Here is a 22,076-nt window from a genome sequence, read left to right on the forward strand (position 1 = left end):
TAGTCGTCGGCAGCGTCAGATGTGTATAAGAGACAGGTTATATGTATGCAGTTTACTGCGGGATTCACAAGATATATTGTACAATTCGAAATGGCGTCGCAGAGTTGTACATGCCAGGAAAAGGCGCAAAGAAGCCGTGTAAATCGTTGAGTTGTAAATTATTTGTTGGGCAATTAATGTGCTATAACAGAGTTCTCCCCACGTGTTTTCGTGGTCACCCCCTCAATCTTCAGGATTAGCATGCTCACAACCATTATTTACCGCAGTCATATCTGCGAGGACGTTCCAGTGAAAGCGCTGGAAGACATGGTCGCTGCTGCAAATTGTAGAAATCGCCAGTTCGATGTGACGGGGATTTTGCTGTTTAACGGCACACACTTTTTTCAGTTACTTGAAGGGCCCGCTGATAACGTTAAGGAGATCTATGAGCTCATCTGCCGTGACCCTCGGCATCACAACGTGGTCGAGTTGTTAAGCGATCACGGGCCTTCAAGACGTTTTGGCAACGTGGGTATGGAGCTCTTTGACCTTCGTCAGTACGACACCGACGAAGTGCTGCAACAGGTACTCGATAAAGGCACAACCCGCTATCAGCTGACCTATAACGATCGCGCCCTGCAATTTTTCCGCACCTTCGTTGAGGCCACTGAAAAAGCCAACTACTTTGAGCTGCCTCCGGCTGACGCCTGGGAATTTGTCACCGAAAATACGCCGTTATCCTCCCAGCCAACGGTTGTGGCAAAGGGTGCGGACTGTAGTTTCGCATTTCAACCTATCGTCGATCCGTTTATGCAGCAGGTGGTTTCCTGGGAAGCCCTGATCCGCACGCCGTCCGGTGACTCCCCGGAAAGCTACTTTTCCAACCTGTCGCGTGAGGCGCTGTACGAATCGGATCTGAAGAGTAAGCAGGTGGCTTTGTCGATGGCCAGCGCGCTGGGCCTACAGACTCAAACGTTGTCCATTAATCTGCTGCCGATGACGCTGGTCAATGTTCCTGGCGCCGTCGATTTTTTACTGACGGCAATTGAGGCGAACGGTTTTGTGCCGGAGCAAATTGTGGTCGAGTTCACCGAGAGCGAGGCGATCTCGCGCTTTGAAGAGTTCACCAGCGCGGTCAGACAGCTTAAAAGCGCCGGGATCAGCGTGGCTATCGATCACTTTGGCGCGGGATTTGCCGGTCTGCAACTGCTGGCTCAGTTCCAGCCGGACAGAATCAAGATCAACCGTGACTTGATTGCCAACGTGCACAAGAGCGGCCCGCGTCAGGCGATCATTCAGTCAATTATTAAATGCTGCGCCTCCCTGGAAATTCTGTTCTGTGCGGTAGGCGTAGAGCTGGCTGAAGAGTGGATGTGGCTGGAATCTGCCGGGATTTCTCAGTTCCAGGGACACCTTTTCGCCAGCCCGCGTCTGGGGGGCATTCCGGCGATTGCCTGGCCCGAGAAAAAGTACGATTTATAAAAACCTGTACGTAACTCTTCAAAGTGACCTGTACGTACGGCTAAATTTATACAACAATACATTAACGAGTGAGTGGTTCTTTGAGCCATTCACTTGTCTCAGAATGAGGAGTTAGTTATACAAATGATTTGTACAATCTGATAAGGTTGGTTTGGTTAGGTATGGAAGTATTGTGCGTGAGGGAGTTAATGGCCTATTACAGTATCGGCGAAGTGGCCGAACGATGCGGTATCAACCCCGTTACGCTGCGTGCCTGGCAGCGCCGTTATGGATTGTTGAAGCCGCAGCGAAGCGAAGGGGGTCATCGTCAGTTTGACGATGAAGATATCCTGCGTATCGAAGAGATCAAACGCCTGATGAAAACGGGTGTTTCGGTCGGTAAAGTAAAAGCGCTTCTTGAAAATACAGAAGTGATGACTCAGGGGAACTGGGCATCGTTTCAGGAAGAGATGTTAACCGTTCTGCGCTATGCCAATCCGGCAAAACTGCGCGCTAAAATCGGCGAGTTCCGCCGTGACCATGCGATGGATGTTCTGATAGACAACATCATCACCCCTGTGCGGCAGCGAATGAACCAGGACCAGAATACGGTGCGTCACATGGCGAGCCTGCTTGATGGTGTCCTGATTGAGTTTGCCGTTGCAAGCCTGGGTGAGTCGCGAAAAAAAGCAGGTAAAGATGCGCTGCTGGTCGGGTGGGAGTGCGACGACCGTACGCATTTGTGGCTGGAAGCGGCCCGTCTTGCCTACAAGGGCTGGCATATCGACGTGCTGGCTGAGCCGATTGATTCTCCGCGTCCGGAACTCTTTCCCGGGCAAAAAATTTTCGTCTGGACCGGTAAAGCGCCTACGCCTCGTCAACAGGAGCAGCTCGACCACTGGCGTGAACAGGGTTTCGCCGTTTCGTTCCATCACTGATGTTAAGGGGTCCGACGGTAAACCGCCAGCGCGGGATTTTTGCTTTCTGGCGATACGACAGGGGTATTCGCAAAGATGCATTGCATCAGTACCCCTGTCATATCGTCGATCTTTTGTCGCCAGCAACATTTCGCGTGTACTGTGCAGCTGTAACTGATTGCACTTTCCACGCCCCGTTTTCTTTGACCATGCAGTCAACGACAACATGCTCCTGTTTCTTGCCGAACGCGATGTAAACGTTCACGCAAACTGGATCGGAATCTACAGCGATGGCGGCGACATTCGCTGACCAGTCATCACGAATATCCTGGGCCTTTAAAAACAAATCAGCGTCGTAAAATACGTCACTTTCTTCTCCGTATCCTGGATCCTGCGTATGCCGCAGTTTTTTCATCGTTGACGCTGTGACGAATTTATCGATCTCGTTCCCGTCCAATATTGGGTAAATGTCCTTTGCTATCTGACTGACATACCATTTATTGAACTTCACGGCCTGCTCAGCAGGGCCGAGTGGTTTCGCATTAGCTACAGCAGACACCATGCAGAGTAAAAGTAATATTTTCTTCATTACGGATGCCTGTAAATTGTGATTTTTGGCTGAATTTTTCGGTACGTCGGGCAGGGTAGAGTGTTCTTTGTTTGAAATCGGAATACCAGGTTCCGGATCCGTCATAAATGCATGCGTGCCCGTGCTGATTCTCACCGGGTAGCGCATCAATAACAGCAACATCACCTTCCAGAAGGGTTCCGTATGCTTTTTTGAAGCCCGCCTTTTCGAGAGAACGCCAAAAGTCTTTGGCGTCAGCACCTTCAATTTTCAACCCGCCTGCACGTATCGCGGCAGCTACCGCGCGGGCGCAATAACCACTACTTTCATGATGGGCATGGCTGCGAGCATATGAAACAGCCTCATGTTTATTCCATGACATAAATTTCCTTATCAGCTGAATGGTTAACAAGGGAAACATTACGCCGAAAAGTGAAGAGTTTATGTAATTAATCATGATCGGAATTTAACCACTATCAGACTGATAAATAATGGTTAACTCATCCATCAAACGTCTTTATGCGCGCCCAGATAAGGCAAAAAAAGGATGAACAAGAACCTGGCTTAAGGGGAGGCATACGTAAAAAATGTATAGGGTGCCTGGTCGTACTTTGACTATCTTAAAAATAGGTATTTCCAATACAATTTTTATCATTGCCCGCCGCCTTACCGCCTTTCTCATGAAATGCATTATTTATCAATGCATTGAACAAATCTAACCATCCCATCCGCATCCCGTCACAGGGTCTATGCTTAATGAAAGTAGCCAAAAAGGGCGGTTTAGCCCAAAGCCCCTGCTCGCAGGGGGTTGAAGTGATAATCGTTATCACTAACATGGTGTTATGCCCTGGTGGCTTATCAGATGAGGTGGACCTATGGAACTGCATTCAGAAACCTTCAATCCGGCCGACTTTGCCTGGCGTGGCTTAACGCTGACGCCAGCGGCGGCGGCGCATATTCATGAGCTGGTGGCAAAAAATCCCGACATCCTCGGCGTACGCTTAGGCGTTAAGCAGACTGGCTGCGCGGGATTTGGCTACGTGCTGGACACCGTAACCGAACCTGAAAAGGACGATCTGGTCTTTGAAACCGACGGTGCAAAGTTATACGTCGCGCTACAGGCGATGCCGTTTATCGATGGAACCGAAGTCGACTACGTTCGGGAAGGTTTAAACCAGTTATTCAAATTTCATAACCCGAAAGCCCAGAACGAATGTGGCTGCGGCGAAAGCTTTGGGGTATAGGCGGTACTATGTCTCGTAATACTGAAGCAACGAGTGATGTAAACACCTGGAGCGGCGGACACCTCAATTATAAAGAGGGTTTCTTCACGCAGCTGCAAACCGATGAGCTGGCGAAAGGCATCAACGAAGAGGTCGTGCGCGCCATTTCGGCGAAACGTAACGAGCCGGAGTGGATGCTGGAGTTTCGCCTGAGCGCATTCCGCGCGTGGCTGGAGATGGAAGAACCCCACTGGCTGAAAGCGCATTACGATAAGCTGAACTATCAGGATTACAGCTACTATTCCGCGCCCTCCTGCGGCAGCTGTGATGACACCTGTGCCTCGCAACCCGGCGCGGTACAGCAAACCGGTGCCGAGAACAGCTTCCTGAGTAAAGAGGTGGAAGAGGCGTTCAATCAGCTCGGCGTGCCCGTGCGCGAAGGCAAAGAGGTGGCGGTAGACGCCATTTTTGACTCCGTCTCGGTGGCAACCACCTACCGTGAAAAACTGGCGGAGCAGGGGATTATTTTCTGCTCCTTCGGGGAAGCCATTCACGATCACCCGGAGCTGGTGAAAAAGTACATCGGTACCGTGGTGCCGAGTAACGATAACTTCTTCGCGGCACTGAATGCGGCGGTAGCGTCAGACGGGACCTTTATCTACGTGCCGAAAGGCGTGCGCTGCCCGATGGAGCTCTCGACCTATTTCCGCATCAACGCGGAAAAAACCGGTCAGTTTGAACGCACCATCCTGGTGGCCGATGAAGGCAGCTACGTCAGCTATATCGAAGGCTGTTCGGCGCCGGTGCGCGACAGCTACCAGCTGCACGCGGCGGTGGTAGAGGTCATCATCCATAAAGACGCGGAAGTGAAATACTCTACGGTACAGAACTGGTTCCCGGGCGACGGCAACACCGGTGGTATTCTGAACTTCGTCACCAAGCGTGCGCTGTGCGAAGGCGAAAACAGCAAGATGTCCTGGACGCAGTCAGAAACCGGCTCCGCCATTACCTGGAAATACCCGAGCTGTATTCTGCGCGGCGACAACTCCATCGGTGAGTTTTACTCCGTGGCGCTGACCAGCGGTCATCAGCAGGCCGATACCGGCACCAAGATGATCCACATCGGTAAAAACACCAAATCGACCATCATCTCCAAAGGGATCTCTGCCGGTCACAGCCAGAACAGCTATCGCGGACTGGTGAAAATCATGCCGACGGCAACCAACGCGCGTAACTTCACCCAGTGTGACTCCATGCTGATTGGCGCGGACTGCGGGGCGCACACCTTCCCGTATGTCGAATGCCGCAATAACAGCGCCCAGCTTGAGCATGAGGCTACTACTTCACGTATTGGTGAAGATCAGCTTTTCTACTGCCTGCAACGCGGGATCAGTGAAGAAGATGCGATTTCAATGATCGTTAACGGCTTCTGTAAGGACGTGTTCTCTGAACTGCCGCTGGAATTTGCCGTTGAAGCCCAGAAACTCCTCGCCATTAGTCTTGAACACAGCGTCGGTTAAGGAAAGCACATGTTAAGCATTAAAGATTTACAGGTTAGCGTGGAAGAGAAAGAGATCCTGCGTGGCCTCAATTTTGACGTCAAACCGGGTGAAGTTCACGCCATCATGGGGCCAAACGGCTCCGGAAAAAGTACGCTTTCAGCGACGCTGGCAGGACGCGAAGATTATGAAGTCACCAGCGGCTCCGTTGAGTTTAACGGCAAAGATCTGCTGGAGATGTCGCCGGAAGAGCGTGCCGGCGAGGGCATCTTTATGGCCTTCCAGTATCCGGTGGAAATTCCGGGCGTCAGCAACCAGTTCTTCCTGCAAACCGCGCTGAACGCGGTGCGCAAGTATCGCGGCCTTGAGGCGCTGGATCGCTTTGACTTCCAGGATCTGATGGAAGAGAAGATTAAGCTGCTGAAAATGCCGGAAGATCTGCTGACCCGCTCGGTAAACGTGGGTTTCTCCGGCGGTGAGAAGAAACGTAACGATATTCTGCAAATGGTGGTTCTGGAGCCAGCGCTGTGCATTCTCGATGAGACCGATTCAGGGCTGGATATCGACGCCCTGAAGATCGTTGCCGACGGGGTGAACTCCCTGCGTGACGGCAACCGCTCATTTATCATCGTCACTCACTACCAGCGAATTCTGGACTACATCAAACCGGACTATGTCCACGTGCTTTACCAGGGACGCATTGTGAAATCCGGTGACTTTACGCTGGTTAAACAACTGGAGGAGCAGGGTTATGGCTGGCTTACCGAACAGCAGTAATGCACTCCAGCAGTGGCACCGGCTGTTTGAAGCGCAGGGTGGAGCGCGCTCTGAACAGGCCCAGCACCATCTTCAGCAGATGCTGCGTCTCGGTTTACCGACGCGTAAACATGAGAACTGGAAATATACCCCGCTGGATGGCCTGCTGAACGGCGAGTTTGTCACCCGTCTGGCGCAGGTCAGCCCCGATCAGCGCGACAGGCTGGCGCTGAGGGTGGATGCCGTGCGTCTGGTGTTTGTCGACGGTCAGTTCCGTGCGGAGCTGAGCGACAGCGTGCAGGAGAGCGGGTTCGATATCGCCACTAACGATGAGCGCCAGTCGTTGACTGCTCCCGTTCAGCCTGAAGTCTTCCTGCACCTGACAGAGAGCCTGTCGCAGTCTGTCACCCATATTCGCGTTAAGCGTAACCAGCGTCCGGCTAAGCCGCTGCTGCTGATGCATATCACCCAGGGCGTTGAGGGTGATGAGATTAACACCGCCCACTATCGCCACCATTTTGAGCTGGCAGAAGGGGCAGAGGCGACGGTGATCGAGCATTACGTCAGTCTTAACGACACCCGTCATTTCACCGGTTCGCGTCTGACGATGAACGTGGCGGCCAATGCCCAGCTGCACCACATCAAGCTGGCATTTGAAAATCCGCTCAGTCACCACTTCGCCCACAACGATATTCTGCTGGGCCAGGATGCCGCGGCGTACAGCCACAGCTTCCTGCTTGGCGGCGCGGTGCTACGCCACAATACCAGCACCCAGCTGAACGGTGAGAACACTACGCTGCGTATCAACAGCCTGGCGATGCCGGTGAAGTCAGAAGTGTGCGACACGCGCACCTGGCTTGAGCATAACAAAGGCTACTGCAACAGCCGTCAGCTGCACAAAACCATCGTCAGCGACAAAGGTCGTGCAGTGTTTAACGGCCTGATAAACGTGGCGCAGCACGCCATCAAAACTGACGGGCAGATGACCAACAACAACCTCTTGCTGGGACGTCTGGCAGAGGTGGACACCAAACCACAGCTGGAAATCTATGCGGACGATGTGAAATGCAGCCACGGCGCGACGGTCGGGCGTATTGACGATGAGCAGATGTTCTACCTGCGCTCGCGCGGGATAGACCAGCAGGCCGCGCAAAAGATGATTATTTACGCCTTTGCGGCTGAGCTGACGGAAGCGCTGCCCGATGGCGGACTTAAACAGCAGGTGCTGGCCCGTATCGGTCAGCGGCTGCCTGGAGGCGAAGCATGACATTTCCCGTAGAGAAAGTCCGGGCAGATTTTCCGGTACTGACCCGTGAAGTGAACGGTCTGCCGCTGGCCTATCTCGACAGTGCGGCCAGCGCGCAAAAACCAAATCAGGTGGTGGATGCGGAAGCCGAGTTTTACCGCCACGGTTATGCGGCGGTACATCGCGGGATCCACACCCTGAGCGCCGAAGCGACCCAGCGCATGGAAAACGTGCGCACGCAGGTTGCGGCCTTCCTCAACGCGCGTTCGCCGGAAGAGCTGGTATTCGTGCGTGGCACCACCGAAGGGATCAACCTGGTGGCTAACAGCTGGGGCAATGCGCAGGTGCACGCGGGGGATAACATCATCATCACCCAGATGGAGCACCACGCCAACATCGTGCCCTGGCAGATGCTCTGTGAGCGTGTGGGGGCGCAACTGCGGGTGATCCCCCTGAATGAAGACGGCACGCTCCAGCTGGAAAAACTGGACGCTCTGCTGGACGACAAAACGCGGCTGGTGGCGGTGACTCACGTTTCAAACGTACTGGGGACGGAAAATCCGGTGGCGCTGATCGTCGACAAAGCCCATCAGGTTGGTGCGAAAGTGTTGATTGATGGCGCCCAGGCGGTGATGCACCATGCGGTTGACGTTCAGGCCCTGGACTGCGATTTCTACGTCTTCTCCGGGCACAAGCTCTATGGCCCGACGGGCATCGGCGTGTTGTATGTGAAAGAGGACATTCTCCAGGCCATGCCGCCGTGGGAAGGGGGCGGGTCAATGATCGCCACCGTCAGCCTGACGGACGGCACAACCTACGCCCGTGCGCCCTGGCGCTTCGAGGCGGGTACGCCCAACACGGGCGGGATCATCGGGCTGGGCGCGGCCATTAGCTACGTCTCTGAAACGGGGCTGGCGGCGATTCAGGAGTACGAACAGCTGCTGATGCATTATGCCTTGCAGGAGCTTGCCAGCGTCCCGGATCTGACCTTATATGGTCCTGCTGACCGTCTGGGTGTGATAGCCTTCAACCTCGGCAAGCATCACGCCTATGATGTGGGCAGTTTCCTTGATAATTACGGCGTCGCTGTGCGTACCGGGCATCACTGCGCGATGCCGCTGATGGCGTATTATCAGGTACCGGCCATGTGCCGCGCATCGCTGGTGATGTACAACACAACGGAAGAGGTCGACAGACTGGTGGCGGGACTAAAACGTATTCACCAGCTGCTTGGCTAACGGAGAGGCGAGAGATGGCAGATTTGCCGGACAGAGATAAATTGCTGCGCAACTTTGGGCGTTGCGCAAACTGGGAAGAGAAATACCTTTATATCATCGAGCTGGGTCAGCGCCTGCCGCCGCTCAGCGAAGAGGCGCATAACCCGGACAACATCATTCAGGGCTGCCAGAGCCAGGTCTGGATCCTGATGCAGCAGACGGACGAAGGCGTAATCGAATTACAGGGTGACAGCGATGCCGCCATTGTGAAGGGGCTTATTGCCGTCGTATTTATTCTTTATCACCAGATGTCGGCGCAGGATATTGTCGCCTTTGACGTTCGCCCGTGGTTTGAACAAATGGCCTTAACTCAACACCTCACCCCGTCCCGCTCACAGGGGCTGGAAGCGATGATCCGCGCCATCCGCGCCAAAGCCGCAATCCTTAGCTAAACTGACAGAACAGCATTCATTCTGTTTCGCGGGGTGGTTTCCACCTCGCTGGTTTTTCAGCTTTCTGACGTTTGGTCAGTGAATAAGGAATCTCAGCATGAAGCGCGCGTCTCTAATAACTCTATTACTCCTTGGTTCGCTCAGTGCTGTTAATTCAGCCAGGGCGGTTGATTATCCTTTACCGCCCGCAGGCAGCCGCCTGATTGGGCAAAACCAGACATACACCATTCAGGAAGGGGACAATAAACTTCAGTCTATCGCTCGTCGGTTTAATACCGCCGCACAGCTGATCCTTGAAACCAATAATACCATTGCACCGGTGAACCCTGCGCCAGGAACGGTCATTACGATCCCTTCCCAGATGCTACTGCCGGACACCGAGCGCGAGGGCATTGTGGTGAATCTGGCGGAGCTGCGTCTCTACTTCTATCCGCCTGGCGAAAATATCGTGCAGGTCTATCCGCTGGGTATTGGTCAGCTTGGGCTGGAAACACCGGTCAGCACCACCCGTGTGAGTCAGAAAATCCCTAACCCTACATGGACCCCTACAGCGGGCATCAGAGCGCGCTCACTGGCCCAGGGCATTAAACTGCCGCCTGTGGTACCCGCAGGGCCAAATAACCCGCTGGGGCGCTTTGCGCTGCGTCTGGGCATAGGGAATGGGGAATATCTTATTCACGGCACCAGTGCGCCGGACAGCGTAGGGCTGCGGGTCAGCTCGGGCTGTATGCGAATGAACGCGCCGGATATCAAAGCGCTGTTTGAGCAAGTGCGCGTCGGCACGCGGGTGCAGATCATCAATGAGCCGGTGAAGTTCTCCGTCGAGCCGGACGGCAAACGTTATATCGAAGTGCACAGGCCGCTGGCGCAGGCTGAAGGTGAAAACCCACAGACGGTGCCGTTCACGCACTCGGCGGCGTTTACCGCTTTTGCTGCGGAATCAGGTAGCGATAAAACGCTTATCGATAAAGCCCTTGCGCGCAGAGCGGGGATCCCGGTTGCCGTTTCAGCAGGCAATGGTTCGTCAGCCAGCAATTCTGTCCTGTCGGTTCAGAACAGTCGTGTCTCAGCGGCGGTGGCGGAAGGCGAGGGCGAGAAGGCGCTTCAGTAGAGGTTTGACGAAGGCAAAAAAAATGGCGCACAATGTGCGCCATTTTATTAACAGGTACTATTACTTACGGTATTTAGTAGCCTGGTTGTCCAGACGCTGGTTAGCGCGAGCTGCGTCGTCTTTAGCAGCCTGAACGTCGGAACGCATTGCGTTCACGTCGTTGCTCAGCTGGTCAACTTTAGCGTTCAGAGTCTGAACGTCAGAAGACAGCTGATCGATTTTAGCGTTGCTGGAGCAACCTGCCAGCAGAGTAGAACCCAGGATTACCGCGCCCAGTACCAGTTTAGTACGATTCATTATTAATACCCTCTAGATTGAGTTAATCTCCATGTAGCGTTACAAGTATTACACAAAGTTTTTTGGGTTGAGAATATTTTTTTGATGGGATTACGCCTATTTTTGATCGTTCGCTCAAAGAAGCAACGAAATCGGCAATTTTGACGAAAAAGCTATGTTAAAAAAGGCATTTTTCATCGGATTCATCTTAGATAAATCGCGATTAAATAGAAAAACCCGATTTGCTTTTTGAATAGTTCTGGTTAAAGGCGGGAATAAAAAAAGCGCCCCGAAGGACGCTTTTTAACAAAACAATAATTTGTTCGTGAAATATTACAGCACGTGGACAGATGCCGTGTTGGTGGTGCCGCTTGGAACCAGCGCGCCAGAAACCATAACCACCACGTCGCCTTTCTGAGCCAGGCCACAATCAACCAGTTCCAGCGCCACTTCTTTACCCAGACGATAGAAATCATCGGTAGAGGCAATCTCTTTCACCAGGTGTGGGATCACGCCTTTGCTCAGCACCAGCTGACGCGCGGTGGTTTCGTTGGTGGTCAGCGCCAGAATGGTCGCATCCGGGAAGTATTTACGCACGGCACGCGCAGATTTACCGCCCTGGGTCGCCACGACAATCAGTGGGGCTTCCAGTTTTTCGGCGGTTTCTACCGCACCACGGCACACGGCTTCGGTGATGCGCAGTTTACGGCTGTCGTTGTTGTAATCCAGACGGCTTTTCATCACGCGGTCGGTACGCTCACAGATGGTCGCCATGATGCTGACCGCTTCCAGAGGGTATTTCCCTTTTGCAGATTCGCCAGACAGCATAACGGCATCGGTACCGTCGAGGATGGCGTTCGCCACGTCGCCTGCTTCAGCGCGGGTAGGGCGTGGGTTTTTGATCATGGAGTCCAGCATCTGCGTTGCGGTGATAACCACTTTACGCGCGCGAACACATTTCTCGATCATCATCTTCTGCGCGAAGATCACTTCTTCAACCGGGATTTCAACGCCCAGGTCGCCACGCGCAACCATAATACCGTCAGACGCTTCGAGGATTTCGTCGAAGTTGTTCAGGCCTTCCTGGTTTTCGATCTTGGAGATGATCTGGATGTTCTCGCCGCCGTGCGCTTTCAGGTGCTCACGGATCTCAACCACGTCAGAACGTTTACGGATAAAGGAGGCAGCAACGAAGTCCACGCCTTGTTCGCAGCCGAAGATCAGGTCTTGTTTGTCTTTTTCAGCCAGCGCTGGCAGCGCAATGGACACACCCGGCAGGTTAACGCCTTTGTTTTCGCCCAGATCGCCGTTGTTCAGCACTTTACAGATAACCTTGTTGCCTTCGATCGCGGTCACTTCCATGCCGATCAGGCCGTCATCCACCAGCACGGTGTTGCCAACGGACAGGTCGCTGGTGAAGCCTTCATAGGTCACGGCAACGATTTCGTTGTTACCTACAACGGATTTGTCGGTGGTGAAGGTGAAGGTCTGGCCCGCTTTCAGGGAAACGTCGTTACCGCCTTCCAGTTTGATGGTGCGGATTTCAGGACCTTTGGTGTCGAGCAGGATCGCCGCTTTTTTCCCGGTCTTGCTCATCACGTTGCGCAAGTTCTGGATACGCTGACCGTGTTCAGCATAGTCGCCGTGGGAGAAGTTCAGACGCATCACGTTCATGCCGGCATCCAGCATTTTGCTCAGCATCTCTTCGGATTCGGTTTTCGGGCCGATAGTACAAACAATTTTCGTCTTTTTCATGACAGTCTTAGTCTTTAAGTTGGGAAGGATATGGAAATCTCGCTCCGGGGGCGCACCGCCGCGGAGTCAAACCTGTGTTGCGAAAGAGTATATGACACGCACTAAGAATAGGTGACATCAAATGAGCGTGCAGAAGAAAGTGTGCCTGAGTGCCAGCCCAACGAAGGAGAGGAGAAGTTGTACGTTGTTTTTTGTATTCCAAGCGCTGAAACCATTCACCAGGGATTTGGCGCGCATTATACGCTGATTTACAGTAAAAAGGAAAATGGAAACAGCGTTTCAAAAACAATCTGTGCAGATTCACATAAGTTTGTTATCAAGGCGTTAAGGCCTAATGTCATCTTATGACGGCAGGCGCAACGCCCGCCGTTTTTTGCTCACTTTTCCAGCGCCTGTTGAAGGTCGGCGATCAGATCCTTCGCATCCTCAATCCCCACCGACAGGCGGATAAGCTGCGGCACAATGCCGTTTGCAAGACGCTGTGCCAGTGGAATGGAGGCATGGGTCATGCTGTAGGGCTGGCTCACCAGACTCTCCACGCCGCCCAGGCTTTCCGCCAGGGTAAAGAGCGTAAGATGGCGGATCACCTCTGTCGCGCGTTGCGCATCGCCTTTAATCACAACGGAGATCATGCCGCCCGGCAGCGCCATTTGTCTGCGGGCCAGCGCATGCTGGGGATGTGACGCCAGCCCGGGATAGAACACGCTGTCTACCTGCGGATGCTGCTCCAGCCATTGCGCAATCGCCAGCGCGTTGGCGCTGTGCTTCTCAACGCGCAGTGAGAGGGTGCGAATCCCCCGCAGCGTCAGGAAGCTGCTGAACGGATCCAGAACGCCGCCAACCGCGTTTTGCAGATAGCCCAGACGCTCCGCGAGATCCTTATTCGCCCCGACAACAGCCAGCCCGGCAACCACGTCTGAATGACCATTGAGATATTTAGTGGCGGAGTGGACCACTATGTCGAACCCCGCCTCCAGCGGCCGGTGAATGACCGGGGAGGCGAAGGTATTATCCGCCACGCTGATCGCATTATGGCGCCGGGCAATGTCCGCGATGGCCTCCAGGTCGGCCAGTTTCAGCAGCGGGTTCGTCGGCGTTTCCACCCAGATCATGCGGGTGTCCGGGCGAATGGCGGCCTCAAGTCCGGCTACATCGTCCGGCTTAACCCAGCTCACCTGTAACCCGGTGCTGCGTTTGCGCACGTTTTCGATCAGGCGATACGTACCGCCATACACGTCGTCAATGGCGACGATATGGCTGTTTTTATCCAGCAGTTCGAGCACGGTGGAAATGGCCGCCAGCCCTGACGCGAAGGCGTACCCGCGCGTGCCGCCTTCCAGTTCGGTGATGGCGGTCTCCAGCGCGTGGCGGGTGGGGTTGCCGCTCCGGGAGTATTCGTAGCCGGTATGTTCACCCGGTGCCGGTTGCGCAAACGTCGACGTGGCGTAAATCGGCGGCATCACGGCGCCGTGCGGGTCGTGATACTCACCGCTGTGAACGCTGAGGGTGGCCAGGTTTTTCATCTTTTGCTCCTTTTTATTTCGTCAGGCGGTTACGCCAGGCGGTGAGTACGTCACTGCGTGTGATAAGACCCAGAAAGCGATCTGCGTCATAAATAATCGCCACCAGGCCACGGTCAAAGATGGCGTACAGGGCGCTCTCCGGGGCCTGCTTATCCAGATATTCGACCTGACGCGTCATGGCTGCCGTCACGGGGAGTGAGAAGCGATCGGCATCTCCCCCGATGTGTCGCAGCAGGTCCCACTCGTCGATGATGCCGACGACCTTGTCGTTATCGAGCACCGGCAGCTGGGAGATGTCGTACAGGCGCATGCGGGCCAGTACGGTGGAAAGCGTGTCGTCCGGGGCGGCAGTCACCGTCGCGCCTTCATCGTGACGCAGGGCAATATAGTCCGAGAGATCGCCTGCCTGCGGACGCGAAATCAGCCCCTGCTGGCGCATCCAGTCGTCATTGAACATCTTCGAGAGGTATTTATTGCCGCTGTCGCAGGCGAAGGTGACCACACGTTTTGGCGTAGTCTGCGCCTGGCAATATTTCAGCGCCGCCGCCAGCAGCGTGCCGGTGGAGGAGCCTGCCAGGATCCCTTCCGTTTTTAGCAGAGCGCGGGCGGTGGTGAACGCCTCGCGATCGGTAATGCGCCAGGCGCGGTTAACCCCTTCGATGTGCGCCAGCGGAGGGATAAAGTCTTCGCCAATCCCCTCAACCAGCCACGATCCGGCATCATGATGGCGTCCGGTCTCAACCTGGTCCGCCAGCACCGACCCGGCCGGGTCGGCAAGCACAAATTCCGTCTGCGGCGAATGTTCTGCAAACCACGCCTGTAAGCCGCCCAGCGTACCGCCGGACCCCACGCCGACGACGATGGCATCGATCTGGCCGTCAAGCTGTTCAAACAGTTCCGGTGCGGTAGTGGTGCGGTGCGCCAGCGGATTGGCCGCGTTATTGAACTGGTCGATATAAAACGCGCCTGGCAGTTCGTTCGCCAGCCGCCGGGCATAATCCTGATAGTAGGCCGGATGCCCTTTATTCACGTCCGAGCGGGTCAGCACGACCTGCGCCCCTAACGCCCGCAGGTGGAAAATCTTCTCGCGGCTCATTTTGTCCGGCACCACCAGGATCAGCGAGTAGCCCTTCTGCGCCGCAATCAACGCCAGCCCCAGGCCGGTGTTCCCCGCCGTGGCTTCAATAATGGTGCCGCCGGGCCGTAGCTGGCCCGTACGCTCGGCTTCGTTAATCATCGACAGCGCGACGCGGTCTTTAATCGAGCCGCCGGGATTCTGGTTTTCCAGCTTCAGAAACAGCGAGCAGGGGCCGGTGTCCAGCTTGTGCAGTTGGATGAGCGGCGTGCGGCCAATCAGTTCGGTGACGGAGTGGTAAAGCGTCATGGTCATGTCCTGTGAAGAGGTGATGACCGGATGATAGAACCATGAAATTTTCTCAATAAAGAACGTTTCACTGGGTTTTAGAACGGAAATGAATAATCCTTGTGTTTTCAGATGGAAAGACAGCAAGACGTAAAGTTGTCCGGATGTGAGGATGGCTATATCCGCATAAAGTGCTGCAAAATTAGCCGATTTCGTCGGGTGAGTGAGACCTGATATGCAAATGGCAGATAATTATTGCTGATATTCATCTAAATGCTTTTCACCCGCCAGTTCGCTGCTTATTCCGCAGAATTATAAGAAATTCTTTTTTGGTCATTTAAAAGCTGATAACGGCTGTTTACTATCTTTTGGACATCCATACTGCTAAACCGCTATATGCGAAACGGATAACGAATAAGAATGATTGTACTCAGCAATATTTCGAAGGTTTTTGACAACGGGAAACAGGCGCTGACAGCCGTTGATAACGTCAACCTGACGATAGAGCAGGGACAGATTTACGGGATCATCGGTTACAGCGGGGCCGGGAAAAGTACGCTGATCCGTCTGCTGAACGGTCTGGAAAAGCCCAGCGTCGGCAGCGTCACCATTAACGGTCAGGATATCTCCGCCGCGAAAGGAGAAGCGCTGCGTCAGGCACGCCTGAAAATCAGCATGGTGTTCCAGCACTTTAATTTGCTCTGGTCGCGCACGGTGAAGGAAAATATCGCCTTTTCAATGCAAATTGCCGGTGTGCCAAAAGCGCAAATTCAGGCTCGCGTTGCCGAACTGGTGGAGCTGGTCGGCCTGAAGGGGCGCGAGAATGCCTACCCGTCGCAGCTGAGCGGCGGGCAAAAACAGCGTGTGGGCATTGCCCGCGCGCTGGCCAATCATCCGGACGTACTGCTGTGTGACGAAGCCACCTCGGCGCTGGATCCACAAACCACCGATCAGATCCTCGATCTGCTCCTGGACATTAACCGTCGTTTTAACCTGACCATCGTACTCATTACGCATGAGATGCATGTGGTGCGCAAAATCTGCGACCGCGTGGCGGTAATGGAGAACGGCAAGGTAGTGGAAGAGGGGGACGTGCTGAGCGTGTTTACGCATCCGCAGCAGCCGATCACCCGGCAGTTTGTCCGCCAGGTGAGCCAGTACGCGGAGGACGAGACCTTCAATACCGAACTGGCAAACGATCTGGAAGGCACGGTGATCAGGCTGACCTTCACCGGGCACAGCACGCACAGGCCGATCGTCGGTGAACTGACCCTGCGCTACGGCCTGCCGTTTAACATCCTGCACGGCAAAATGACGCAAACCGCCCACGGTGTTTTCGGGCAGCTCTGGGTGCACGTGGTGGCATCGGATGAACAACTGAACAATATCCTCGCCGACCTGAAGCAAAGCGATATTGAAGGCGAGGTAATCAAGCATGGCTGAAGAACTCTTTCCGCACCTGAAGTGGGATCAGCTTTGGGCTGCAACTCAGGAGACGCTTTACATGACCGCGCTTTCCGGCGTGGCGACGTTTGTCCTGGGGATCGCGCTCGGTCTGGCGCTGTTTTTAACTGCCCGCGGCGGGTTATTCCACAACCGCACGGTCTACAGCGTGATGTCGATTGTGGTGAACGTGTTCCGCTCGATTCCGTTCATCATTCTCATCGTCCTGCTGATCCCGTTCACCAAGACCGTTGTGGGGACCATTCTTGGCGCTAACGCTGCGCTGCCCGCCCTGATTGTGGGTGCGGCGCCGTTCTACGCCCGTCTGGTCGAGATTGCCCTGCGAGAAGTGGACAAAGGAGTCATTGAGGCCACGCGTTCGATGGGCGCGCGGCTGAGTACGTTAGTGTTTCGGGTTTTATTGCCGGAATCTTCACCCGCACTGGTTTCAGGTATGACGGTGACGCTGATTGCGCTGGTGAGCTACAGCGCAATGGCAGGGGTGATAGGTGCTGGCGGTTTGGGAAATCTGGCTTATCTGGAAGGTTTCCAGCGCAACCATGGTGACGTCACGCTGGTGGCAACGGTGACCATTCTGATCATCGTGTTCATTATCCAGTTCGTCGGCGATGCCATTACTTCACTGTTAGATAAACGCTAATAAATACACACAGGAACCACATCATGAAAAAGACACTGACACTGACACTGACACTGATCGCCGCCGCAACCCTGAGCGCCCTGAGCTTTGCCTCCTGGGCGGACACGCTCACCGTGGGGGCGTCCAACACCCCGCACGCGGAAATTCTGGAGCAGGCTAAGCCGATTCTGGCGAAACAGGGGATCGACCTGGAGATTAAACCGTTCCAGGACTACATTCTGCCAAACACGGCGCTGGCGGGGCATGACATTGACGCCAACTATTTCCAGCACATCCCTTACCTGAACAGCGTGCTGAAAGATCACGCGGGCGATAAGGATTATGATTTTGTCAGTGCGGGCGCAATCCACATTGAGCCGATCGGGATCTATTCGAAAAAATACAAATCGCTGAAGGATCTGCCGGAAGGCGGCAAAATCATCATGCGTGATGCGGTTTCCGAGGAAGGGCGTATTCTCTCCATCTTCGAAAAAGAGGGCGTGATCAAGCTGAAGCCAGGCATCGATAAAGTGACCGCGCGCATCAGCGATATCGTGGAGAACCCGAAAAAGCTGCAATTTACCCCTAACGTGGAAGCGTCTCTGCTGCCGCAAATGTACAACAACGACGAAGGTGCTGCGGTGGTGATCAACGCCAACTACGCAATTGATGCCGGTCTGGATCCGGTCCACGATCCCATTGCGGTAGAAAGCGGTGAGAATAACCCGTACGCCAACATCATTACCGTTCATCGCGGTGATGAGAAGAAGAAGGATATCGTCGCGCTGGTGAACGTGCTGCACTCCAAAGAGATTCAGGACTGGATCCGCACCAAATACAAAGGCGCAGTCATCCCGGTAAACAACTAATCTCCTGATTTTCCAGACGAAGCCCGGCGAACAACACGCCGGGCTTCTTTTTTGTATCCAGCCGACGAATGATTTAAGCTGACGGTTTAGGGCTACGGAGTGATGGCAATGGGCAATGTGACCAAAGACGAAGCGCTGTACCAGGAGATGTGTCGGGTGGTAGGCAAGGTCGTTCTCGAAATGCGTGATTTAGGGCAGGAGCCGAAACATATTGTCATTGCGGGCGTTCTGCGTACCGCGCTGGCGAACCAGCGCGTTAAGCGCAGTGAGTTGACCACCAAAGCGATGGAAACGGTGGTTAAAGCGCTGGCCGGTTAACGCGCCAGCGCTTCGCGAGCAGCTCAAGCGAGCAGCAGAGCAGGTAATAGATCACACCCGTAAAGATAAAAATGGCCGCCGGGTAAATTTGCACCCGGTTGTTAATCTGTCCCGCCACCGTGGTCAGTTCAGGAACGTTCACGATAAACGCCAGCGACGTATCCTTCAGCAGGCTGATAAAAATCCCCACCAGCGACGGCAGAATATTTCTCAGCGCCTGCGGCAGCAGCACGCGCCACAGCGTTTGCTGCGTACTGAACCCTTGAGAAAGCGCGGCCTCATTCTGGCCCGACGGTAGCGCTCTCAGTCCGGCTAACACCGAATGCATCACCGCAGCCGCGGTAAACCAGGCCAGCGCCAGCGTGACGGTCGTCGCGCCCGGGAGATCTCTGCCGGTTATCAGCGGCAGCAGATACCACATCCAGAATATTACGAAGATCAGGGGGATCCCGCGAATCAACTCTGCCCATGCAAACAGCGCACTGCGCACCACGCCGGGATAGCGCCAGGCGAGGCATGCCAGCACAATCCCGCCGGGCAGGGCAAGCGCGGCGGCGCCCGCGGCCATCAGCAGCGAGAGCAGTACGCCGCCGGGTTCTCCCGCAGCCGCACGTCCCCAAAGCAGATAGTCCAGGTTTTCGACAATAACGTTAAATCCGGGGATCATGGTTTTTCCTCCCTGAATGGGGGCCGAGGCGCACCAGCACGCTTCCCGTCACCATCCCGGTAAGCAAGTAGAGCACCGTACCGACGGTAAAGGCTTCCAGTGCATGGGCGTTGTAACTTTCTATCTGGCGAACCTGGTAGGTCAGTTCGGCGAAGCCAATCCCGCTCGCGAGCGAGGAGAGCTTCATCAGGTTAAGGTACTGGCCAACGACGGGCTGCCAGGCGTTAGCGAGTCCCTGGGGCAGAAGAATGTAGCGAAACAGACGCCATGAGGAAAATCCCTGAGCGAGCGCCGCCTCCCGTTGCCCGGCAGGTACGGAACGCAGTCCCGATTCCACTTCTTCGATTAAAAACGCCGAGGTAAAGACGCCTAACCCCCAGGCGGAGCATAAAAACTCGGGCGTAAACCACCAGACGTCACCGGGTAAAATGGACCAGCTGTGGTCTGCGTTCACCACGTCACGCAGCCCCTGCGGCAACCCGTTCCAGGCGGCGAAATACCAGAACAGCAGCTGTACCAGCAGCGGCGTATTGCGAAACAGCGATACCCAGCCGCTGACGATCAATGTCCCGAAACGTCCCCCGGAAAGCCGAAAAAGCATAAAGAACAAGGTGAGCAGGCTGGCCAGCATGATCCCCGCCAGCGTCACCCACAGAGTGGTGAGAAATCCGGAGAGGAGCCAGTGCAGGGGCTGTCCGGCCAGCACCCCCTGCCAGTCCAGAGCGGGCATTACGGTTGCTCCTGATACAGCGGATCCAGCACTTTTTGCAGGAACTGCCTCGCACGCGGATGCGACGGTTGATTGAAAAATTGCGCCGGGGGCGCGGTTTCCAGAATGTGTCCACCGTCGATAAAAACGATTCGATCGGCAATTTCCCGGGCGAACTGCATCTCATGGGTGACGACAATCATGGTGATCCCGCTGTGGGCAAGGGCTTTCATCACCAACAGCACTTCGCCAATCATCTCCGGGTCGAGTGCCGACGTCGGCTCGTCAAAGAGAATGATTTGTGGCGACGAGGCCAGAGCGCGGGCAATCGCCACGCGCTGCTGCTGTCCGCCGGAAAGTTCAGCAGGATAGCGGTGCGCCTTCTCCAGCATGCCGACCTTCTCCAGCAGCGCCAGCGCGCGCTCCTGGGCGGGCAGGGGTTTCCAGCCGTGAACGTGCTCCAGTGCGAGGGTGATGTTCTGGCTGGCGGTAAGGTGGGCATAGAGATTGAACTGCTGGAACACAAACCCGACGCGGCTGCGTAACTGGCGTAACCTGCTGCCGGAAAGCTGTCCGGTCGGCTTGTGGTCGACCAGGATCTCCCCGCCGCTCAGGCTCTCAAGCTGGTTAATAAGCCTAATCAGGGTCGATTTTCCGGAACCCGAAGGGCCGAGAATGGCAACCACTTCACCCGGCATGATGGTGAGGTTAATGTCGGTTAAAACCGGATGGTCGCCGTAGCGTTTGTCCACATGGCGAAACTCAACGCTGGCCTGTTCCAGACGTGAAAAATCCGCGGCATTGGCCGCGGAGTGTGAAAATAAACCTGAGAGCATATTACCGGGCTTCTATTTTAAAGTTACGAGGCTGTGGAGCAGGGGTGCCTGGACCAAACCAGACGTCATAGATTTTTGCCGCCTGGCCGTTTTTCTCCAGGTTTACCAGCTCATCGTTAACGGCTTTCAGCAGCGCCGTCTCACCCTTTTTCACCCCCACGCCAATCTCTTCTTTACTGAGCAGGTCGGGCAGGATTTTGAAGTCGGCTTTATCCGGCGCCTGCGCCAGCAGACCGGCCAGAATGGTGCTGTCCTGGGTAATGGCCTGCACGTTGCCATTGCGCAGTGCCGTCAGCGCCAGCGGGATATCATCGTAAGAGAGGACGCGGGACTGCGGAAAACGCTGGTGCAGCGCCTGTTCACCCGTCGTACCTTTTACGGCGCCAATGCGTGCCCGGCTATAGTCATCAAGCTTGTCCGGTGATTTTGCCGGAACCAGGAACTGCTGGCCGGTGACAAAGTAAGGCGTCGAGAAATCAATGACCTGTGCGCGTTCCGGGGTGATAGTGATATCCGCCACGATGAGATCCGCTTTTCCGGACTGTAGCAGCGGAATACGGTTAGCCGGATTAGTGGCGACCAGTTCAAGCTTGACGCCGAGCGATTTCGCCAGCGCTTTGGCGAAGTCCACGTCGTAACCCACGATCTCATGCGTTTTGGCATCAATCGAGCCAAAGGGTGGATTGGCATCAAACGTGGCCACTTTCACCACGCCTGCTGCCTTGATATCCGCCAGCCGATCGGCCTGCGCCTGTGCTGAAACCAGGCCCCAGGCTGCCACTAATCCCAGAACCTGCGCCCGTTTTTTAAACCCTTTCATTTTTGCAGCCATAGTCATACGCCATCCCGTTGTTTTTGTTTTACCCCGTTACGCTCCCATAAGGGAAAGCTATCGCCAAATAAGAAATCGTTCTTTGCTATGAGAAAAAAAGCATGAGTGAACAAGGTGTTAAAGAAGAGAGCAGACGGCGGGGCGCTATTTGCAGATCCTGCACATCGACAGTGGATTTTGGTATTTCCCCCGGGCGCAATTTGGGTGTTTAACTGAGGACAGGTTAAGCGAGAAGGGTAATGACGATGAAAAAATGGATAAGCACGTTACGGCGGTTTTTTGCGCCCCGACCAGTGAAAGCGGAGAACAGCGCGCAACGTGTTCTTGAGTCAATACTGCCTGTCGCCAGCCTGTATGGCGTGGACGTAGCCAACATCGACCCGGAGTGGTTCCATGATAAAACGTCACGCTGAACT

At 54.9% G+C, this 22,076-nt stretch carries 25 protein-coding genes; 14 read left to right on the forward strand and 11 right to left on the reverse strand.

The features are described 5' to 3' along the window. The first annotated feature begins 240 nt into the window (after nucleotides 1–240). Both ACNQ0W_RS09520 and ACNQ0W_RS09525 read left to right on the forward strand, forming a co-directional pair. Nucleotides 241–1,461 carry a diguanylate phosphodiesterase gene (locus tag ACNQ0W_RS09520; RefSeq protein ID WP_062932579.1) on the forward strand — a complete coding sequence of 407 codons (1,221 nt, stop codon included), beginning with the start codon at nucleotides 241–243 and terminating at the stop codon, nucleotides 1,459–1,461. 188 nt (nucleotides 1,462–1,649) lie between these two features. Further along, entirely contained in the window at nucleotides 1,650–2,378 is a 729-nt protein-coding gene (locus tag ACNQ0W_RS09525) for a MerR family transcriptional regulator (protein WP_047051440.1), read from the forward strand. Nucleotides 2,379–2,475: 97 nt separating this feature from the next. On the opposite strand, the gene ACNQ0W_RS09530 is transcribed toward ACNQ0W_RS09525, so the two are convergent. The 3 genes from ACNQ0W_RS09530 to ACNQ0W_RS09540 form a co-directional block, all read right to left on the reverse strand. Continuing rightward, nucleotides 2,476–2,946 (reverse strand): DUF3828 domain-containing protein, encoded by a 471-nt coding sequence (locus ACNQ0W_RS09530; protein ID WP_062932717.1) that lies wholly within the window; start codon nucleotides 2,944–2,946, stop codon nucleotides 2,476–2,478. Then, nucleotides 2,900–3,307 carry a CHAP domain-containing protein gene (locus ACNQ0W_RS09535; RefSeq protein WP_306464259.1) on the reverse strand — a complete coding sequence of 136 codons (408 nt, stop codon included), beginning with the start codon at nucleotides 3,305–3,307 and terminating at the stop codon, nucleotides 2,900–2,902. The genes ACNQ0W_RS09530 and ACNQ0W_RS09535 overlap by 47 nt, the downstream gene beginning before the upstream one ends. Before the next feature lie 238 nt (nucleotides 3,308–3,545). Further along, nucleotides 3,546–3,761: a hypothetical protein gene (locus ACNQ0W_RS09540; protein ID WP_251841676.1), complete on the reverse strand. Its 216-nt coding sequence runs from the start codon at nucleotides 3,759–3,761 to the stop codon at nucleotides 3,546–3,548. Nucleotides 3,762–3,800: 39 nt separating this feature from the next. On the opposite strand from ACNQ0W_RS09540, the gene sufA reads away from it, so the two are divergent. The 7 genes from sufA (at nucleotide 3,801) to ldtE (ending at nucleotide 10,429) form a co-directional block, all read left to right on the forward strand. Next, nucleotides 3,801–4,169, forward strand: a complete 369-nt coding sequence (gene sufA, locus ACNQ0W_RS09545; RefSeq protein ID WP_003857741.1) for a Fe-S cluster assembly scaffold SufA — start codon at nucleotides 3,801–3,803, stop codon at nucleotides 4,167–4,169. Between the two features lie 8 nt (nucleotides 4,170–4,177). Beyond that, the gene (sufB, locus tag ACNQ0W_RS09550; RefSeq protein ID WP_003857739.1) at nucleotides 4,178–5,668 is read left to right on the forward strand and encodes a Fe-S cluster assembly protein SufB; all 1,491 of its coding nucleotides are present in this window, start codon (nucleotides 4,178–4,180) and stop codon (nucleotides 5,666–5,668) included. A 9-nt stretch (nucleotides 5,669–5,677) separates the two neighbouring features. Beyond that, nucleotides 5,678–6,424: a Fe-S cluster assembly ATPase SufC gene (gene sufC, locus ACNQ0W_RS09555; RefSeq protein ID WP_116329892.1), complete on the forward strand. Its 747-nt coding sequence runs from the start codon at nucleotides 5,678–5,680 to the stop codon at nucleotides 6,422–6,424. Further along, entirely contained in the window at nucleotides 6,399–7,670 is a 1,272-nt protein-coding gene (sufD, locus tag ACNQ0W_RS09560) for a Fe-S cluster assembly protein SufD (protein WP_062932580.1), read from the forward strand. Before sufC ends, sufD begins: the two co-directional genes overlap by 26 nt. Then, complete coding sequence (gene sufS / locus ACNQ0W_RS09565) at nucleotides 7,667–8,887, forward strand: cysteine desulfurase SufS (protein ID WP_062932581.1); 1,221 nt, start codon at nucleotides 7,667–7,669, stop codon at nucleotides 8,885–8,887. The genes sufD and sufS overlap by 4 nt, the downstream gene beginning before the upstream one ends. Before the next feature lie 14 nt (nucleotides 8,888–8,901). Beyond that, entirely contained in the window at nucleotides 8,902–9,318 is a 417-nt protein-coding gene (sufE, locus tag ACNQ0W_RS09570; RefSeq protein WP_032103710.1) for a cysteine desulfuration protein SufE, read from the forward strand. Nucleotides 9,319–9,415: 97 nt separating this feature from the next. Continuing rightward, nucleotides 9,416–10,429, forward strand: a complete 1,014-nt coding sequence (gene ldtE, locus ACNQ0W_RS09575; RefSeq protein WP_017693565.1) for a L,D-transpeptidase LdtE — start codon at nucleotides 9,416–9,418, stop codon at nucleotides 10,427–10,429. A gap of 60 nt (nucleotides 10,430–10,489) precedes the next feature. Here ldtE and lpp read toward each other — a convergent pair whose 3' ends face one another. The 4 genes from lpp to ACNQ0W_RS09595 form a co-directional block, all read right to left on the reverse strand. Further along, a complete protein-coding gene (gene lpp / locus ACNQ0W_RS09580) occupies nucleotides 10,490–10,726 on the reverse strand; it encodes a murein lipoprotein Lpp (protein ID WP_001082307.1) in 237 nt (78 codons plus the stop codon). 312 nt (nucleotides 10,727–11,038) lie between these two features. Beyond that, complete coding sequence (pykF, locus tag ACNQ0W_RS09585) at nucleotides 11,039–12,460, reverse strand: pyruvate kinase PykF (RefSeq protein WP_003857687.1); 1,422 nt, start codon at nucleotides 12,458–12,460, stop codon at nucleotides 11,039–11,041. 377 nt (nucleotides 12,461–12,837) lie between these two features. Beyond that, nucleotides 12,838–13,983, reverse strand: coding sequence for a trans-sulfuration enzyme family protein (locus ACNQ0W_RS09590; RefSeq protein ID WP_062932582.1), 1,146 nt, complete (start codon nucleotides 13,981–13,983; stop codon nucleotides 12,838–12,840). Nucleotides 13,984–13,996: 13 nt separating this feature from the next. Beyond that, a complete protein-coding gene (locus ACNQ0W_RS09595) occupies nucleotides 13,997–15,367 on the reverse strand; it encodes a pyridoxal-phosphate dependent enzyme (RefSeq protein ID WP_062932583.1) in 1,371 nt (456 codons plus the stop codon). A gap of 399 nt (nucleotides 15,368–15,766) precedes the next feature. Between ACNQ0W_RS09595 and ACNQ0W_RS09600 the strand changes: the two genes are divergently transcribed. From ACNQ0W_RS09600 to fumD, 4 genes are all read left to right on the forward strand, one after another. Further along, nucleotides 15,767–16,789: a methionine ABC transporter ATP-binding protein gene (locus ACNQ0W_RS09600; protein ID WP_062932584.1), complete on the forward strand. Its 1,023-nt coding sequence runs from the start codon at nucleotides 15,767–15,769 to the stop codon at nucleotides 16,787–16,789. Then, nucleotides 16,782–17,450 (forward strand): methionine ABC transporter permease, encoded by a 669-nt coding sequence (locus ACNQ0W_RS09605; RefSeq protein WP_045334087.1) that lies wholly within the window; start codon nucleotides 16,782–16,784, stop codon nucleotides 17,448–17,450. The genes ACNQ0W_RS09600 and ACNQ0W_RS09605 overlap by 8 nt, the downstream gene beginning before the upstream one ends. 35 nt (nucleotides 17,451–17,485) lie before the next feature. After that, nucleotides 17,486–18,298, forward strand: coding sequence for a MetQ/NlpA family ABC transporter substrate-binding protein (locus ACNQ0W_RS09610; protein ID WP_148369161.1), 813 nt, complete (start codon nucleotides 17,486–17,488; stop codon nucleotides 18,296–18,298). Between the two features lie 108 nt (nucleotides 18,299–18,406). Further along, a complete protein-coding gene (gene fumD, locus ACNQ0W_RS09615; protein ID WP_003857676.1) occupies nucleotides 18,407–18,616 on the forward strand; it encodes a fumarate hydratase FumD in 210 nt (69 codons plus the stop codon). On the opposite strand, the gene ACNQ0W_RS09620 is transcribed toward fumD, so the two are convergent. The 4 genes from ACNQ0W_RS09620 to ACNQ0W_RS09635 are packed head-to-tail and all read right to left on the reverse strand — an operon-like array spanning nucleotide 18,597 to nucleotide 21,660. After that, on the reverse strand, nucleotides 18,597–19,283 hold the full coding sequence (locus ACNQ0W_RS09620; RefSeq protein ID WP_062932585.1) for an amino acid ABC transporter permease: 687 nt from the start codon (nucleotides 19,281–19,283) through the stop codon (nucleotides 18,597–18,599). The genes fumD and ACNQ0W_RS09620 overlap by 20 nt on opposite strands. Beyond that, nucleotides 19,267–20,013 (reverse strand): amino acid ABC transporter permease, encoded by a 747-nt coding sequence (locus ACNQ0W_RS09625; RefSeq protein ID WP_062932586.1) that lies wholly within the window; start codon nucleotides 20,011–20,013, stop codon nucleotides 19,267–19,269. The genes ACNQ0W_RS09620 and ACNQ0W_RS09625 overlap by 17 nt, the downstream gene beginning before the upstream one ends. Beyond that, on the reverse strand, nucleotides 20,013–20,828 hold the full coding sequence (locus tag ACNQ0W_RS09630; protein ID WP_116329891.1) for an amino acid ABC transporter ATP-binding protein: 816 nt from the start codon (nucleotides 20,826–20,828) through the stop codon (nucleotides 20,013–20,015). Before ACNQ0W_RS09630 ends, ACNQ0W_RS09625 begins: the two co-directional genes overlap by 1 nt. 1 nt (nucleotide 20,829) lies before the next feature. Then, entirely contained in the window at nucleotides 20,830–21,660 is an 831-nt protein-coding gene (locus ACNQ0W_RS09635) for an ABC transporter substrate-binding protein (protein WP_045324865.1), read from the reverse strand. 245 nt (nucleotides 21,661–21,905) lie between these two features. Between ACNQ0W_RS09635 and ACNQ0W_RS09640 the strand changes: the two genes are divergently transcribed. Beyond that, nucleotides 21,906–22,073 carry a hypothetical protein gene (locus ACNQ0W_RS09640; protein ID WP_062932588.1) on the forward strand — a complete coding sequence of 56 codons (168 nt, stop codon included), beginning with the start codon at nucleotides 21,906–21,908 and terminating at the stop codon, nucleotides 22,071–22,073. The last annotated feature ends 3 nt before the right edge of the window (nucleotides 22,074–22,076 follow it).

The organism is Enterobacter cloacae complex sp. 6730903 (assembly GCF_048283985.1).
In the GTDB taxonomy this organism is placed as follows: domain Bacteria; phylum Pseudomonadota; class Gammaproteobacteria; order Enterobacterales; family Enterobacteriaceae; genus Enterobacter; species Enterobacter hormaechei_C.

What these genes read in the sequence shown, in the direction of transcription:
- ACNQ0W_RS09520 (WP_062932579.1), top strand. Translation starts at nt 241, where the DNA reads ATGCTCACAACCATTATTTACCGCAGTCATATCTGCGAGGACGTTCCA.
- ACNQ0W_RS09525 (WP_047051440.1), top strand. Translation starts at nt 1,650, where the DNA reads ATGGCCTATTACAGTATCGGCGAAGTGGCCGAACGATGCGGTATCAAC.
- ACNQ0W_RS09530 (WP_062932717.1), bottom strand. Translation starts at nt 2,946, where the DNA reads ATGAAGAAAATATTACTTTTACTCTGCATGGTGTCTGCTGTAGCTAAT.
- ACNQ0W_RS09535 (WP_306464259.1), bottom strand. Translation starts at nt 3,307, where the DNA reads ATGTCATGGAATAAACATGAGGCTGTTTCATATGCTCGCAGCCATGCC.
- ACNQ0W_RS09540 (WP_251841676.1), bottom strand. Translation starts at nt 3,761, where the DNA reads ATGTTAGTGATAACGATTATCACTTCAACCCCCTGCGAGCAGGGGCTT.
- sufA (WP_003857741.1), top strand. Translation starts at nt 3,801, where the DNA reads ATGGAACTGCATTCAGAAACCTTCAATCCGGCCGACTTTGCCTGGCGT.
- sufB (WP_003857739.1), top strand. Translation starts at nt 4,178, where the DNA reads ATGTCTCGTAATACTGAAGCAACGAGTGATGTAAACACCTGGAGCGGC.
- sufC (WP_116329892.1), top strand. Translation starts at nt 5,678, where the DNA reads ATGTTAAGCATTAAAGATTTACAGGTTAGCGTGGAAGAGAAAGAGATC.
- sufD (WP_062932580.1), top strand. Translation starts at nt 6,399, where the DNA reads ATGGCTGGCTTACCGAACAGCAGTAATGCACTCCAGCAGTGGCACCGG.
- sufS (WP_062932581.1), top strand. Translation starts at nt 7,667, where the DNA reads ATGACATTTCCCGTAGAGAAAGTCCGGGCAGATTTTCCGGTACTGACC.
- sufE (WP_032103710.1), top strand. Translation starts at nt 8,902, where the DNA reads ATGGCAGATTTGCCGGACAGAGATAAATTGCTGCGCAACTTTGGGCGT.
- ldtE (WP_017693565.1), top strand. Translation starts at nt 9,416, where the DNA reads ATGAAGCGCGCGTCTCTAATAACTCTATTACTCCTTGGTTCGCTCAGT.
- lpp (WP_001082307.1), bottom strand. Translation starts at nt 10,726, where the DNA reads ATGAATCGTACTAAACTGGTACTGGGCGCGGTAATCCTGGGTTCTACT.
- pykF (WP_003857687.1), bottom strand. Translation starts at nt 12,460, where the DNA reads ATGAAAAAGACGAAAATTGTTTGTACTATCGGCCCGAAAACCGAATCC.
- ACNQ0W_RS09590 (WP_062932582.1), bottom strand. Translation starts at nt 13,983, where the DNA reads ATGAAAAACCTGGCCACCCTCAGCGTTCACAGCGGTGAGTATCACGAC.
- ACNQ0W_RS09595 (WP_062932583.1), bottom strand. Translation starts at nt 15,367, where the DNA reads ATGACGCTTTACCACTCCGTCACCGAACTGATTGGCCGCACGCCGCTC.
- ACNQ0W_RS09600 (WP_062932584.1), top strand. Translation starts at nt 15,767, where the DNA reads ATGATTGTACTCAGCAATATTTCGAAGGTTTTTGACAACGGGAAACAG.
- ACNQ0W_RS09605 (WP_045334087.1), top strand. Translation starts at nt 16,782, where the DNA reads ATGGCTGAAGAACTCTTTCCGCACCTGAAGTGGGATCAGCTTTGGGCT.
- fumD (WP_003857676.1), top strand. Translation starts at nt 18,407, where the DNA reads ATGGGCAATGTGACCAAAGACGAAGCGCTGTACCAGGAGATGTGTCGG.
- ACNQ0W_RS09620 (WP_062932585.1), bottom strand. Translation starts at nt 19,283, where the DNA reads ATGATCCCCGGATTTAACGTTATTGTCGAAAACCTGGACTATCTGCTT.
- ACNQ0W_RS09625 (WP_062932586.1), bottom strand. Translation starts at nt 20,013, where the DNA reads ATGCCCGCTCTGGACTGGCAGGGGGTGCTGGCCGGACAGCCCCTGCAC.
- ACNQ0W_RS09630 (WP_116329891.1), bottom strand. Translation starts at nt 20,828, where the DNA reads ATGCTCTCAGGTTTATTTTCACACTCCGCGGCCAATGCCGCGGATTTT.
- ACNQ0W_RS09635 (WP_045324865.1), bottom strand. Translation starts at nt 21,660, where the DNA reads ATGGCTGCAAAAATGAAAGGGTTTAAAAAACGGGCGCAGGTTCTGGGA.
- ACNQ0W_RS09640 (WP_062932588.1), top strand. Translation starts at nt 21,906, where the DNA reads ATGAAAAAATGGATAAGCACGTTACGGCGGTTTTTTGCGCCCCGACCA.